This is a genomic window from Pedobacter changchengzhani, from assembly GCF_004354365.1.
GTDB lineage: Bacteria > Bacteroidota > Bacteroidia > Sphingobacteriales > Sphingobacteriaceae > Pedobacter > Pedobacter changchengzhani.
Genome location: NZ_SJCY01000016.1, coordinates 1 through 14,867, shown reverse-complemented (window position 1 = coordinate 14,867; position 14,867 = coordinate 1). Strand labels below are relative to the sequence as shown.

Annotated in this window: 12 protein-coding genes; 3 read left to right on the top strand and 9 right to left on the bottom strand. The window is 36.0% G+C overall.

Annotated features, from left to right (window positions below; genetic code table 11):
* Positions 1–371: 371 nt before the first annotated feature.
* Together hppD and EZJ43_RS16175 are read right to left on the bottom strand one after the other, a co-directional pair.
* Positions 372–1,496 carry a 4-hydroxyphenylpyruvate dioxygenase gene (gene hppD / locus EZJ43_RS16180; RefSeq protein WP_133263765.1) on the bottom strand — a complete coding sequence of 375 codons (1,125 nt, stop codon included), beginning with the start codon at positions 1,494–1,496 and terminating at the stop codon, positions 372–374.
* A gap of 310 nt (positions 1,497–1,806) precedes the next feature.
* The gene (locus EZJ43_RS16175; RefSeq protein WP_133263764.1) at positions 1,807–2,964 is read right to left on the bottom strand and encodes a homogentisate 1,2-dioxygenase; all 1,158 of its coding nucleotides are present in this window, start codon (positions 2,962–2,964) and stop codon (positions 1,807–1,809) included.
* 314 nt (positions 2,965–3,278) lie between these two features.
* Between EZJ43_RS16175 and EZJ43_RS16170 the strand changes: the two genes are divergently transcribed.
* Genes EZJ43_RS16170 through EZJ43_RS16160 form a run of 3 tightly spaced genes read left to right on the top strand, consistent with a single transcriptional unit; the run spans position 3,279 to position 5,771 of the window.
* A complete protein-coding gene (locus EZJ43_RS16170) occupies positions 3,279–4,277 on the top strand; it encodes a fumarylacetoacetate hydrolase family protein (protein WP_133263763.1) in 999 nt (332 codons plus the stop codon).
* A 3-nt stretch (positions 4,278–4,280) separates the two neighbouring features.
* The gene (locus EZJ43_RS16165; protein ID WP_133263762.1) at positions 4,281–4,877 is read left to right on the top strand and encodes a DUF2238 domain-containing protein; all 597 of its coding nucleotides are present in this window, start codon (positions 4,281–4,283) and stop codon (positions 4,875–4,877) included.
* A gap of 6 nt (positions 4,878–4,883) precedes the next feature.
* A complete protein-coding gene (locus tag EZJ43_RS16160) occupies positions 4,884–5,771 on the top strand; it encodes a flavin reductase family protein (RefSeq protein WP_133263761.1) in 888 nt (295 codons plus the stop codon).
* A gap of 165 nt (positions 5,772–5,936) precedes the next feature.
* On the opposite strand, the gene EZJ43_RS16155 is transcribed toward EZJ43_RS16160, so the two are convergent.
* The 7 genes from EZJ43_RS16155 to EZJ43_RS16125 all read right to left on the bottom strand — a co-directional run bounded on the left by EZJ43_RS16155 (position 5,937) and on the right by EZJ43_RS16125 (position 13,175).
* The gene (locus EZJ43_RS16155; RefSeq protein ID WP_133263760.1) at positions 5,937–6,494 is read right to left on the bottom strand and encodes a C40 family peptidase; all 558 of its coding nucleotides are present in this window, start codon (positions 6,492–6,494) and stop codon (positions 5,937–5,939) included.
* A 104-nt stretch (positions 6,495–6,598) separates the two neighbouring features.
* The gene (locus tag EZJ43_RS16150) at positions 6,599–7,009 is read right to left on the bottom strand and encodes a hypothetical protein (protein WP_133263759.1); all 411 of its coding nucleotides are present in this window, start codon (positions 7,007–7,009) and stop codon (positions 6,599–6,601) included.
* Positions 7,010–7,075: 66 nt separating this feature from the next.
* Positions 7,076–7,777: an SDR family oxidoreductase gene (locus EZJ43_RS16145; protein WP_133263758.1), complete on the bottom strand. Its 702-nt coding sequence runs from the start codon at positions 7,775–7,777 to the stop codon at positions 7,076–7,078.
* Positions 7,778–7,816: 39 nt separating this feature from the next.
* Positions 7,817–9,598 carry an aromatic amino acid hydroxylase gene (locus EZJ43_RS16140; RefSeq protein ID WP_133263757.1) on the bottom strand — a complete coding sequence of 594 codons (1,782 nt, stop codon included), beginning with the start codon at positions 9,596–9,598 and terminating at the stop codon, positions 7,817–7,819.
* Between the two features lie 378 nt (positions 9,599–9,976).
* Complete coding sequence (locus EZJ43_RS16135; protein ID WP_133263756.1) at positions 9,977–10,489, bottom strand: GtrA family protein; 513 nt, start codon at positions 10,487–10,489, stop codon at positions 9,977–9,979.
* A gap of 163 nt (positions 10,490–10,652) precedes the next feature.
* Positions 10,653–11,342: a CAP domain-containing protein gene (locus EZJ43_RS16130; protein WP_133263755.1), complete on the bottom strand. Its 690-nt coding sequence runs from the start codon at positions 11,340–11,342 to the stop codon at positions 10,653–10,655.
* 189 nt (positions 11,343–11,531) lie between these two features.
* The gene (locus EZJ43_RS16125) at positions 11,532–13,175 is read right to left on the bottom strand and encodes a glycine--tRNA ligase (protein WP_133263754.1); all 1,644 of its coding nucleotides are present in this window, start codon (positions 13,173–13,175) and stop codon (positions 11,532–11,534) included.
* Positions 13,176–14,867 lie beyond the last annotated feature (1,692 nt).

Below are 14,867 nucleotides of genomic sequence, written 5' to 3'. Positions count from 1 at the left end.
AAACCTCATGTATTTTGCAATACATGAGGTATCAGATAAGGGTAACCGGAAAACTAAAAAACTAAATATGAGTTTTTAAGAATTTAACAAAACGGAAATCGCTTCTTATGTTTTGTTATTTCAAAGGTGCAGTAACTTTATGAAGTTTACGTGAAGAAGTTTTTAGAGAGTTATGAGTGATTAGTTTTGAGTGATGAGTATAGCGCGAAGGTCGAAATTTAATCAAATTTACCACTAGCATTTTTCTCATTCTTATTACTTGACTAATCCACTACAATTGGCTTATCGTAAGAAGAAAGTGGTCGTTGTTTTATAACTCTCGTCTTTATTTTTTGCTACTGGTCTTTATTCTTTGCTCTTCTTTAAGTCATCTACAAATTTCCTCTCAATTCCTGTTCACGTTCTAAAGATTCGAACAACGCCTTAAAATTTCCTGCTCCAAAACTTTGAGCGCCTTTGCGTTGTATAATTTCAAAAAATAGGGTTGGCCTATCTTCCACTGGCTTGGTGAAAATTTGTAATAAATAGCCCTCTTCATCGCAATCGACTAAAATACCTAGACTTTCTAAAAGTGATATTTCTTCGTCTATTTTGCCAACACGTTGTAGCATCATATCATAATAAGCTTCCGGTGGAGCGCTCAAAAATTCTACACCACGGGCTTTTAATTCTTTCACGGTTTTTACGATGTCTTTAGTTGCCACAGCAATATGTTGCACGCCTTCGCCTTCATAATATTCTAAATATTCCTCTATTTGCGATCTCTTTTTTCCTTCAGCCGGTTCGTTTATCGGCAATTTCGAAAAACCGTTGCCATTGCTCATCACCTTACTCATTAAGGCAGAGTATTCGGTGTTGATCTGCTTATCATCGAAAGAAAGAATATTGACAAAACCCATTACTTCTTCGTAGTATTTTACCGCGTCGTTCATGCGGTTCCAACCCACGTTTCCGACACAATGATCGATGTACAACAGACCTGCATCAACTGGATTGTAATCACTCGTTAACTTACGAAAACCGGGCATAAATGGCCCAGTATAGTTTTTGCGCTCTATAAACATGTGTACCGTTTCGCCATAAGTATAAATTCCGCTCATTCTCACTTCGCCGAACTCATCTGATATTGTTTTGGGTTCCATGTACGATTTTGCACCACGTTTCGTGGTTTCTGCGTAAGCGCTATATGCGTCATCAACCCAAAGTGCTAAAACTTTTACGCCATCGCCATGGTTTTTTACGTGTTCGGATATTGGATGAGCGGATTGCAAGGCCGTTGTTAAGATTAAACGAATTTTGCCTTGTTGCAATACATACGATGAGCGATCTCTAACTCCCGTTTCTGGTCCGGCGTATGCTAAACTTTGAAATCCAAAAGCGGTTTTATAATAATGTGCAGCCTGTTTGGCATTGCCCACGTAAAATTCTATATAATCTGTACCGTTTATGGGTAAAAAATCTTTTGCTTTTGCAATTTTTTCTGCGAATGTTTCCATTTTTTTTTAATTAGTCCGAAAGTCGGAAGTTTTTTTTTAGTCCGAAAGTCGGGAAAGACCGAGAGTCGGATGATTTTGTGTTTTATTAGTCCGAAAGTCGGGAAAGACATTGTGTCGTTTTTTATAGTAGTCCAAACTCTGGTATTGGTCTATTTTAATTAGTTCTTATTCGAAAATTAACTTGAATATTTATATTAAATGAATCTTTATACCCTGTGTTAGATTTCCCGACTTTCAAACTTTTCGACTTCATATCTTCCGACCTCGGACTTCCCAGGTTTTCCGACTTTTCAGTCTTTCGCGCTTCACCCTACGCTAACCAACTTTTATAATAATTTTCGTCTTCAATATCTAATGCATCTTGCGTTAGCATTAAAGGTTTAAAGGGATCAATCATTACAGCCAATTCGTCTGTGCTTTCTTTACCTATAGATTTTTCTACCATTCCAGGATGTGGGCCATGGGGAATACCACCTGGATGTAGCGTGATTTGTCCTTTCACTACACTTTTTCTACTCATAAAATCACCATCAACATAATATAAAACTTCATCGCTATCTACATTGCTGTGGTTGTACGGTGCAGGAATGGCATCTGGATGGTAATCATATTTACGCGGAACAAAAGAGCACACTACAAAATTATGCCCTTCAAACGTTTGGTGTACTGGTGGCGGTTGGTGTAATCTACCTGTTATCGGCTCAAAATCGTGAATAGAAAAAGCGTAAGGATATTGGTAACCGTCCCAGCCAATATAATCGAATGGGTGAGTACCATAGGTGTAAGGATAAATTAATCCTTGTTTCTTAATTAACACCTTAAAATCGCCATGTTCATCATGGGTTTTCAAGTTTTCTGGTAAGCGTATGTCGCGTTCACAATAGGGTGCGTGCTCCATTAATTGCCCATACTGGTTTAAATAACGTTTCGGCATACGCAACGGACTAAAGCTTTCTACGATAAACAAACGGTTATTTTCGGAATCAAATTCCATTTGGTAAATGGTACCGCGTGGAATAATAAGGTAATCGCCGTAGCCAAATTTTATTTCGCCAAAGCCAGTTTTTAGTTTTCCTGATCCTTCGTGAATAAAAATCATTTCATCTGCCTGACTATTCTTGTAAAAATAATCGGTCATTGATTTTTTTGGTGCCGCCAAAACGATGTGCAAATCGCTATTAACCAATACAGGTTTTCTACTTTTTAGATAATCATCCTCAGGTTTAATTTTAAAACCAATTAAACTGGTGTGTTTTAGGTGCTTTTCGCGGGCAATCTTAGGCTCAACGCTGTAAGGTTCACCAAGGTTTTTTACAATAGTTGGTGGGTAGCAATGGTAAACCAAAGAATATAAACTCGAAAAACCCTCGGTAGAAACCAATTCCTCAGCGTATAGACTTCCATCAGGTTTGCGAAAAACAGTATGGCGTTTAGGCGGAATTTGTCCCATTTTGTGGTAAACAGACATAATAATTTATGTTAAGGTTAGAAAAGAAATCAATAGTAAAAACAATTAAAACACGAATGCGTTTCAATTAAAACATCGAAGAATTTACAGAGAATACTGAGCCATGATCAGCTTGGATAGCATCTTATAGCGACGTGCAGCAATGGCATCGTTGACTAAATGGATATGTAATGCTTTTAAGTTCATGGTTTTGGTGCTGCTAAAGTACAGTTTTTAAACAGAACAGAAAACTTTTGTTTTTTAAAACGAAATAATTAAATTTATTGCAGTCGCTAATTCATTAGCTTTACCACATAACTTAAATCTACTCTAATATGAAACTAGTATCCTATAAAACAGAAGACAGAGAGCATCTTGGCATTTTTAATGACGGTCATATCTACAATCTGAATAGTTGCGATAAGCTTATTCCGGATAATATGAAAGATTTTTTAGAAGGTGGAGTAGAACTGATGGAAAGGGCGAAAGCTATAAATTCAGATATAAAAAGTGGGAAACTTCAAGCTAAAGAAGAAATTTTTTACGAAATTTTAGCGCCTGTGCCACATCCAACAAGCTGTAGAGATGGTTATGCATTTAGGCAACATGTGGCTTCTGCCCGCAGAAATAGAAAAGTAGAAATGATTGCAGAATTTGACCAATACCCTATTTTTTATTTTACAAACCACAACGCAATTCAAGGTACAGGCGAAATTGAATGTATGCCTGATCATTTCGAAAAATTAGATTTTGAGTTGGAAGTAGCTGTTGTAATTGGTAAAAAAGGTAGAAATATTAAAGCTTCTGAAGCAGATGAGTACATTGCTGGCTACATGATAATGAACGATATGAGTGCAAGAACCTTGCAAATGGAAGAAATGCTTTTAAATTTAGGGCCAGCAAAAGGGAAAGATTTTTCTACCGTTATCGGTCCGTGGTTAGTAACGCCAGATGAATTGGAGCAGCACAAAGTACCCGCGAAAGCAGGCCATGTAGGCAATAGTTATAATTTAAAAATGGCTTGTAGAGTAAATGGTGTGCTGGTATCCGAAGGTAATGCATCAGACATGGATTGGACTTTCGCTGAAATTATCGAGCGTTGTGCTTATGGTGTAGATATTTTTCCTGGTGATGTAATTGGCTCTGGTACAGTTGGTACAGGTTGTTTTTTAGAACTTAACGGAACGGGATTATTAAACGATCCGAATTATAAAACACAATGGTTGCAACCAGATGATGTTGTTGAAATGGAAATTACCGGTTTGGGCGCATTAAGCAATGTCATTAAACGGGTTGAAACAGATTTTTCACTTTTTGCTTTAAAGAAGGGATAGAGATTGAAATTTCATATTACATTACTTGTTGTTTTTGTTTTAAGTTCTGTGCTCTCCTTTATAGGGTGCAAAGAAGTTTTTACATGGTTTTTAGAATGTATCCCGGCATTTATAGGCGTATTAGTTCTAATTTTCACGTATAATAAATTTCGATTTAGCAACTTTACTTACATCGTAATTTTATTGCATTGTTTAATTCTGATTATTGGAGGACATTATACTTATGCTGAAGTTCCATTGTTTGATTGGATAAAGGAGACTTTTCATCAGCAAAGAAATAATTATGATAAGGTAGGGCACTTTATTCAAGGATTTGGGCCTTCGCTAATTATTAGAGAGATATTTGTTCGTAAAAATGTAGTAAATGGAAAGAAGTGGCGTGCCTTTATAGTCATTTCGATAGCGCTTGCAATTAGCGCATTTTACGAATTAATAGAATGGTTCGTGTCTGTAAATAGTGGAGAATCTGGAGATGCTTTTTTAGGTACTCAAGGCTACATTTGGGATACTCAATCAGATATGCTTACAGCTTTAATTGGCGCTTTTGTAGCTGTTTTGCTATTTGGTAGTATTCAAGATAAATCAATAAAAAAACTTTAGTACCCCATGCTGACTCTAAAAACATCAGATTTAAACCCAATGCAATTGCAAAATTATTTGCAGTATGCCATTGCGCCAAGGCCAATATGTTTTGCTTCTACAATTGATTTGGATGGGAATGTAAACTTAAGTCCATTTAGCTTTTTTAACCTTTTTAGTACAAATCCACCAATATGTGTTTTTTCACCCGCTCGAAGAGTGAGAGATAATTCTACAAAACATACGCTTCAAAACGTACAGGAGGTTAAAGAATGCGTAATCAACATTGTTGATTATGCAATGGTGCAACAAATGAGCTTGGCAAGTACCGAATATGCAAAAGGTGTTAATGAGTTTGAAAAAGCTGGCTTTACCATGCAACCTTCAGAACTGGTTAAGCCACCACGTGTTGCAGAAGCACCAGTTCAGTTTGAATGTGTGGTTAATGAAATTATTCCTCTTGGTGACAAAAACGGTGCTGGTAATTTAATTTTAGTAGAGATTAAACTTATTCACATTAAAGAAGAGATTTTAGATGCGGACGGTAAAATAGACCAACAAAAAATTGATTTAGTAGCTAGGTTAGGTGGAGATTGGTATTGCAGAGTATTGCCAGATGCATTATTTAAGGTTGCCAAACCCTTACATACTTTAGGTATTGGCGTTGATGCTTTGCCAAAGAACGTACGTTTTTCGAAAGTGCTAACCGGAAACGATTTAGGTATGTTGGGTAATGTAGAAAATTTGCCTACTGATAATGAAATTGATGTAATTTATCTACTGCCAGACGTGAAAGAAGTTTTAGATGCCACAATTGGAGATGCAACCAATCGAGAACGGGAATTACATGAGCTGGCAAAAAAATATCTTCAAGCGGGTAATGTAAATCTTGCGCTAAAAATAGTGTTGCTTTAAAATAATTCTCTATTTTCAAAAGAAGTAAAATTTTTAAAACTTGAATTCTTTAATATAAAAATTGTCGTTCCTAAAGCAAAGACGTCGAACAGTATCTCGAACTTACAACATCGAAACATCGTATAAACTCCAAAAAATCAATATTAAGTTATCGAACTCAGATTACTATATAATACTTACAACTTTCATAAAACGACTTTTGTAATAATCGTTAAAAGGTGTAATAGTAACGCCATGTTCTTTTCCGGAGGTAGAATGGATAAACTTTATGCCGTCAGCATCAATCGAATAAATTATAGCAACATGCCCAACTTTTCTAACACGTGGATTCGTACCCGTAAAAATTAAAACATCGCCAACTTTGGCATTTTCTAAATTTGTTTCTTTGCCAACGCTTGGAAATTCTCGTGAAGATCTTGGTACTTTAAAACCTAAATTATTAAAAACGTAGCTTACAAATCCCGAACAATCAAAACCGACTTTAGGGTTACTGGTTGCATAACGGTAGGGGATACCCAACATCGTTTTTGCAAAATCAATCAGGGTAGATGATGAAGCTGGAGCATTTACGCTAGAAGTATTAACTTTAACTAAGTCGTTTTTAGGAGTGGGGGTAATCAATTTTTTTGCCAGTTCAAAATATTGCAAAGGTAAACTAGTTTGCGCGGTTACGCTAAATGTAGAGAGGGCTGTTAAAATAAAAATTACAAATAATTTCTTCATAGGCTTGTGCCAAATATATGAAAATATTTTTTAGTCGGTAAAAAGGATTGAAAAATTAATAAAACAGGAAAGAAAATATATTCTTTCCTGCTCATAAAAAATTTTTATATACTCGAAAATGTAGTTTGTGCCATTTCGCCAATTAAAGGCATTGGTTTTTTCTCGCCATTAATAGCGCCTATAAGTCCAACTATCCAAATTACGAACATTCCAATCTGAACGATATACAACAAATAAACTAATGAGTAAATACCGGTAGCCATAACAGCGATGCCTAAAACGAATCCTAATCCCCAACCTATAACAATTGCAGCTATGTTAAAAAGCAAAGTTTGTCTAAGCTGGAAACTACCTAATTCGGTGCGGTTATCCTTATGCATAGCAAAATATGCAATTAACCACCCAATAATGGTAAAATAACTGATAATACCCGCGGTTTTACCGTTATCTGTTGTAATTTGGTTTGGGTTTGGATTTGAGTTAGGATTGGTGTTAAAAGGATTGTTTTGTTCCATAATTTCTGATTTTTAGTTTACAATTTTCACGAAGTAAAGGATAATTTTCCAATAATCAATATTAAATTATGGCGTGGTTACTGCAACAGGTAAAACTTTCCCATTAAAGAACTTGTGCCCTGTTTTTGCAAAATCGGCAATATACTTACCCATTTCAAATGCCAAAACCGGACTTTGATAGCCTGGAAATGCTGTTTCTAACATTTCTGTTTGTGCCGAACCCAGTGCCAAACAATTAAACTTAATGCCTGTTTCGGCCAATTCAAGTGCCAAACACTCTGTTAGAATATGCAATGCAGCTTTGCTGGCAGAATATGCCGCCAAGCCCGGAAACTTCACACTACCTTGAAAGCCACCCATGCTGCCAACATTTACAACATGGCTACCTGCCTGCATCAATGGTAAAATATGCTTAATCATTTTAAAGTGCGAAACTACATTGGTCTGTAACATTTCGCCTAAATCTTGTTCAGTAGTTTCTAAAAATGGTTTATTAATTAAAGCCCCAGCATTGTTAATTAAAATATCGACCGTGCCCAAGCGCTCTTTCAAAAACGGAACTAAAACATTGTAATCATCGTTCACTAAATCAAACTCTACCGGTAATATGGTGCAATCGGGGTTAATTCCCTTCGCAATTTCTAAAAGTTTCCTAAGTTTATTTGCAGATCGGGCAATTGCCACAATTTTATTTCCTGTGTGTAAACTTAGTTCTAATGCAGTTTCGAAGCCTATTCCACTGCTTGCTCCTGTAATTATAATGTTCATCCTATTAATTTTCTATTGGTTGTGTTTTTCTGCTCAAACTTAATCATTGGTGGCTAATTGGCTAACCGGATTTTTAATTACGTATAATCCATCACTAATCAATTTGCTAACTTCTGCTACTCTGCCTGCCTTAATCTCTAAATAATCTAAAATTTCTTTTTCTAATTCGTAATAGATTTCTTTATGAAAGACGATTTCTAAAATTTCTAAAGCACAAAGCCAATCCTGCCTAAAGTTAGTTTTTAACGTTTTAAAAATAGCGCTAAGTTCATTCAATCTATCTCCTTTTTCTCTAATTTCCCGCACTGTTTTATATAATTGGTGCAGTGCAATTTGCGCTTTATCGTATTTTATTTGGCGTGTTTTTTCGCCACTAATTAGCGTAATCTCTTCATAAGCATCTTTATCTGCTGCGCCATTAAAAACAGAAGCAATTTTTTCGCCAATGGCCATGTCGTAAATTCCCCATTCGGGTTTAAAAAGAATGTTGCCGTTACGCTCAATAACGATGCAATCCTCTAAGGCAATCAAAATCAATTTCCCAAGCGAAATCAAAATGGATTTTACGCTTCCGCTCACTTTAATCCCACTTTCAAATTCAAGCTTAACGTGCTCCCCAATTATTAGCCCAATTGCTTTTAAATCCAATTCGGTGTAATTTTCTAACGCCTTATTTGCATTCTTTAACTTACCAACTGGCGATGAAAATCCTGTAGCGTGATAATCTTTTCCATGTCCTTGTAATTGCTTGTTGTTAATTGCGAAGGCCGATGGACCAGTAGTTTTGATAAACGTTATCTCATCTTTTTCATCAATGCCCATATCTGTAAAAATACCGCTTACCTGCAGGCCAGAACTATAAACTGCCGTGGCCACATTTTTGCATGCAATTGCCTTCATAACACTTTCTGTTCCGCCACGCCTAAATGCCATGGTATTTGCAAAGGTTTCTAAAACATCAATAAGGTTTTGAAAGTTTGGTGTAACAAAAAGTTGTGGTTGAGGTTTCGTAATGTCGTACGGATAGTTTATCGTATCTATATTGTACCACAATTTCGCCACATTTGCTTGCATACAACTTGCACTTTCACCAATCGAAGAAAGTAACCCAGCGCCATAAATTTTCGGGTCTTCTAAAGTACCAATCAGTCCGTATTCTACAGTCCACCAATGCAAACGGCCAAGCAAAGCCATCTCAGATGGTTCCCCCATATTCTCGTTTAAATACCTCAACGCGCGCTCGGCTTTCGCTATTTGCACCTCATCAGCTTCAATAGCTTCTTTTAAAATAGAGAGTTTTCTAATGGCTTCATAAAGTTCAAAATCTTTAGCCGAAAACATCGCCTTCGCACCTATAGAACCAAAATAGCTTAAGTAATTGTTATAATCTGCATCTGCAATAATGGGGGCGTGGCCAGCACTTTCATGTATAATATCTGGCGCTGGCGTATATTCAATATGGTTTATTTGGCGAATGTCGGCTGCAATAACCAAAACTTGGTATGCTTGGTATTCCATAAAAGCTGCCGGCGGAATAAAACCATCAACAGTAACAGCTCCCCATCCAATTTTTCCTAAATTATCGTTCATGGTTTGCAAATCCGGAATGTGCTCAATGCTTAATCCCGCACGGTGCAAACCCTTAATATATGGGTAGTAAGCAACATTTTTTAAATAACTATAATTTTGGCGCATTACGTATCGCCACACCGCTTGATCTACAGGCGTGTATTTTTCATAATCTTGATCGACAATAAATTGCTTCAAATGATTGGGCAATTTTGCCACCTGTACATTATTAAAATGGTTTAAATTGCTCATACAAAAATGAAAATAAGTTGGTCGGCCACTAAGTTATGGTGTAGCTTTTGCGTTAACAAAAAAGTACCGTTTAAAATTAACAGGTTATCGTAATAAATAAATAATTCACGTCCTATTTTGCGCTAATTTAGTAGAAAAAGTACGGCAGTGGTTCTTCGGAAACTTCAGTCGGGCTGTTCGCTAAATCTTTTAAAACTTCGGGTAGTAATAACAACAACGAAAGTGTTTCATAGCTTAGCCAGTAACGATATTAAATTTAATGCATTAAAAGGATATCGCTACCATCCCGTTTATAAACAAAAGCTTGTTCATAAAACGCAGTATTTAAGCTTGACCTTTAAAAAAAAAAGCTATAATGCACTTGCTTCGTTATGCAAGTTAATGTTTGTTTTTTTTAGCTTTTTCGCCAATCTTTTTTACGCTAAACGTAAAATAATGTTGGTAGAGGTAGCTAAAAAGTGCCATTAAAACCGAAACAGCAATTCTAGAAAGCATCGCCAGCGTTGGGTAATCTCGCAATAGTTCTAACAAAAACTTTAACAGCACATAATTTGCTAAAATATTAATAAACTGTAAATTTAGAAACCTAAAAAGTTGCACCCGTCCTTTTAATTCGCTGTGCGTAAAAATAATGTACTTGTTTAGCAAAAAACTAGTAGGAATGGCCACACAATAATCTACCAATAACGAAGCTGTTTCTCTTTGCAACACAATTACGCCAAAATTTACTTCGGCAGTTTTAAAAATGAAAAAGTAAGCAAAATAGTAGCTCAAAATACCCAATAGCAGTGTGCCACCACCCGTTGCCAAATACCTAAAATTATGTAAAGAAATATATCCTCTAAAAGGTGGGTGAAAAAAATCTATAATCGCTAATATCAGTTTGCGCATTGTAATTTGGTGGTTGCAAGCTGCAAAGGTAAATTAATTTTTAAATAGTAGATGTGTCCATAAAAACGAATCGCAGATTCAATTTCCGTCGGTAGTTTGGCATTAAAATAAGGGGTTTTTGCTCATTTAACCCATTATCCGGTTCAGATTCCGTCAAAAACTTTTATTTATTGTTTGAGAAATAAGTAGGTTGTGCAACAAAATCGATTACAGTGCAATACTTATTTGATGGATGAGATTGAATATTTACACCAACAAGATTAAGATTGTATTTTTGATCCAATATCGTATATCTATGCCCGAGTGAAGGCACACCACAATCTAATAATAGGTGACAAACGATATCTAAGCCTTTATTATATCCAAAATCTATATTTTCGCTCACCACTTTATTGGGAAAATACTTCGACAATCTTTTCGCAAACGAATCGCCATTACTGCCTTCGTGTGTATCTATGTTATGTATTTTTAAATCTATTGCATGGTTTCTACTCGCGCGTGTTAATTTTTCATCAGGAAAGAATAAAGGGAAATTTTTTACACGTTGTAAATGTGTTCTTAAAGATTTGTAATAACTATTGTCTAATGTAATTTTTAGCTGATTATAATTACGGTAACGTTTTACACTTTCATTATATGCAGTAACATAATCCTGAATATAGGTGTTAAAGAATTTGTCTCCATCCAGGCGAATAAGATTCATATAGAAAATCACATCTTTTTCATCGTCCGTAAGATAGGATACAAATTCTCCTGTATCTGCTTTTTTAAATTCAGCAGCTGTCCAGTCTTGTGCAAAGGCGGTACCTGCACACAAGAAGATTAACAACACAGAAAAAATTACGCGATGCATTTAAGTGGTTTCGTTGATAACGCCGTTTAAACGGTTTTATTTTTACCCCTCAAAAATTTAATAATAGCAACTATTCTATTTGTTTGCCACAGCGCATCATCCTTAAAATATAACGCAATAAAAAAGCCGCAGGCTTAACCCCCACGGCTATATTATATTGTATGCCAAAATTTCGTTTTTACTAAAAAACTACGCTAACAAATTTTTCCAGCTCACGGCTTTGCCAATAATACTGCTCAAATCTGCAATAGCCACACGTTCCTGTTCCATACTATCACGATGACGAATCGTAACCGTATTGTCTTCCAAACTTTGGTGGTCAATTGTTAAACAAAATGGCGTTCCAATTGCATCCTGTCGGCGGTAGCGTTTACCAATAGCGTCTTTTTCCTCATAAATACAATTGAAATCGAATTTCAGCGTATCCATAATTTCACGTGCTTTTTCTGGTAAACCATCTTTTTTAGTTAAAGGAAAAACAGCCACTTTGTATGGCGCTAAAGCAGGGTGTAAACGCAATAACGTGCGGCTATCTTGCTTATCATCAGTACTTAAATCTTGTTCCTCAAAAGCATTAATCATGGTTAATAAAAACATGCGGTCTAAACCGATTGATGTTTCAATAACATAAGGCACGTAATTTCCGTAAGGTTTGCCGTCTTCGTTTAAATCGTTATCGAAATATTGCATTTTCTTACCCGAAAATTCTTGGTGTTGCGTTAAATCGAAATCAGTTCTACTGTGAATACCTTCAACCTCTTTAAATCCAAAAGGGAATTCAAATTCAATATCAGTTGCCGCATTGGCGTAGTGTGCTAATTTAACATGATCGTGGAAACGGTATTTGTCATCTGGTGTTCCCAACGCTTTATGCCATTTTAAACGTGCTTCCTTCCAATACTCAAACCATTTTTTATCCTCACCCGGGCGAACGAAAAATTGCATCTCCATTTGCTCAAACTCACGCATACGCATAATAAACTGACGCGCAATCACTTCATTTCTAAAAGCTTTACCAATCTGCGCAATACCGAATGGGATTTTCATCCGCCCCGATTTTTGTACGTTCAAAAAGTTAACAAAAATACCTTGCGCAGTCTCCGGACGAAGGTAAACCTCATCACTTCCTTCTGCCATAGCACCAAACTGAGTGCTAAACATCAAGTTAAATTGGCGCACATCTGTCCAGTTTGATGTTTTAGATATCGGACATATAACCTTATAATCAACAATTAAATCTTTCAATCTACCCAAATCCTCCGCTTTCAGTGCTAGGTTCATCTCCACCTCAAGCGCCAAACCCTTCTTTACAAACCGCCAGCTTGCTTCATTAACAAATGGGTATTCAGCCTCATTTAAAATATCTTCCTTGTCTATAAAATTCGGAATCCAACTCGCCTGTCCTTCATCACTCAAACCAAGTATTTCCGCTTTAAAGTTTCCAAATTTAGTTTTGTTCTCATCACTAAAACCTGCAACCTCCGAGTATAGCTCATCAATCTTATTCTCCAGTAATTGGTCTGCACGGTAACGTTTATTCGAATCTTTATTATCAATCATCGGGTCGTTAAAACCATCAACATGCCCACTTGCTTTCCAAATTTTCGGGTGCATAAAAATTGCAGAGTCAATGCCTACAATGTTTTCATGCATTTGCACCATTGCTTTCCACCAATACGATTTGATATTATTCTTCAACTCGGCACCCAATTGGCCATAATCGTAAACGGCACTTAAACCGTCATATATTTCGCTACTTTGAAACACAAAACCATATTCCTTAGCGTGCGATATTACATTCTTAAATTGTTCGTCGTTATTCTTCTGTGCCATAATAGCACAAAGATAATAAAAAGGCGCACTCATTTAACCCAATAGTTTTCAATTCCACACTATCATACATAGGTATGCAAAACAAAAACGGTAAAAGCTTTTCAAATTGAGCTTCATCTTATATTGTATAACAACTAGGTGCGAGTTTTTGAAAACGATCAGTTCTGTGCTTTTCCATTCCAGCAGTCCCGCTCTTCACTTCAAATCCACGTGCTCGTTCCTCGCCCCGCGGGTTTTCCGTTGCGATCGGGTTTAAAAACAACGGCAAGTATAAAAAACGCAGTTTTTCCAGCATTTTCTTCACATGGAAAAAACCCTAGAATATCCGATAGCTTATCTAAATGAGATTGACGCTAAATACACAAAGCAAGCACTAGGTAATCTAATCTGAAGTTGTAGGAATTTTTCTTCACCATTGTCATATACCAACTTCACAACCAAAAGGTCCATCTTAACTTTCTTAATGCCTTAATGGTTAAACAGTCAACGCTTATTTTTTAGGTCATACAGTAATCAACTTCACAACCAAATGATCCATCTTAACTTTCTTAATTCCTTATTGGTTAAACAATCAACGATTATTTAGGTTATACAGTAATCAACTTCACAACAAAAAGGTCCATCTTAACTTTCTTAATTCCTTAATGGTTAAACAATCAACACCTATTTCTTAGGCTAAACAATAATCAACTTCACAACCAAATGATCCATTTTAACATTCTTAATTCCTTAATGGTTAAATAATTAACGCTTATTTTTAGGTTATACATTAATCAACTTCACAACCAAATGATCCATCTTAACTTTCTTAATTCCTTAATGGTTAAACAATCAACACTTAGGTTATACAATAATCAACTTCACAACCAAATGATCCATTTTAACATTCTTAATTCCTTAATGGTTAAACAGTCAACGCTTATTTTTTAGGTCATACAGTAATCAACTTCACAACCAAATGATCCACCTTAACTTTCTTAATTCCTTAATGGTTAAATAATCAACACTTATTTCTTAGGCTAAACAATAATCAACTTCACAACAAAAAGGCCCATCTTAACTTTCTTAATTCCTTAATGGTTAAATAACCACACCTATTTTTTGGTCAAACAATAATCAAAAGCGGTCTAACTGCTTTTTATAACCACATTCCCGGTAAAACCTGCCACAACATTCCCCATTCCACCCTTCCACGCCCAGCCTGTGGCATCAACATCCACTCCGCACCATGGCCAATAAATTTTTTCTTTTTGTTTTACAGCGCTTTAGCGCCTTTGTTCCAAAATAATGCCCATGACTGTTTTGCATGTACGGATAATTTTTCTACTTTTGCATTCCGCTTCGGAGGAAGGGCAGAAAGTTGAAAAGTTGGATTTTGATTAATTGGAGCACAGAAAACGGATATAGGGGAGTGGAGAGAAAGCTTTAAATTATTTCAAAATAAAATTAGGAGTTGTGAAAATAACTGCTACCTTTGCAACCCTGTCCGGAAGGAACGGAAAGAAGTGAAAAGCTGAAGAAAAATAAAAGGAAAAATAAAATTTTTTTCTTTTAAATAACAAAAATTTTTCTACCTTTGCACTCTCAACCGAAAGGGGTGGGAAACAAAAACAAAAACGCTGGTGTGGCGGATGTCACCGGAGCGAACAAAACAAGATTGAAACGGGAAGAAACAAAGTAGAGACGAACAAG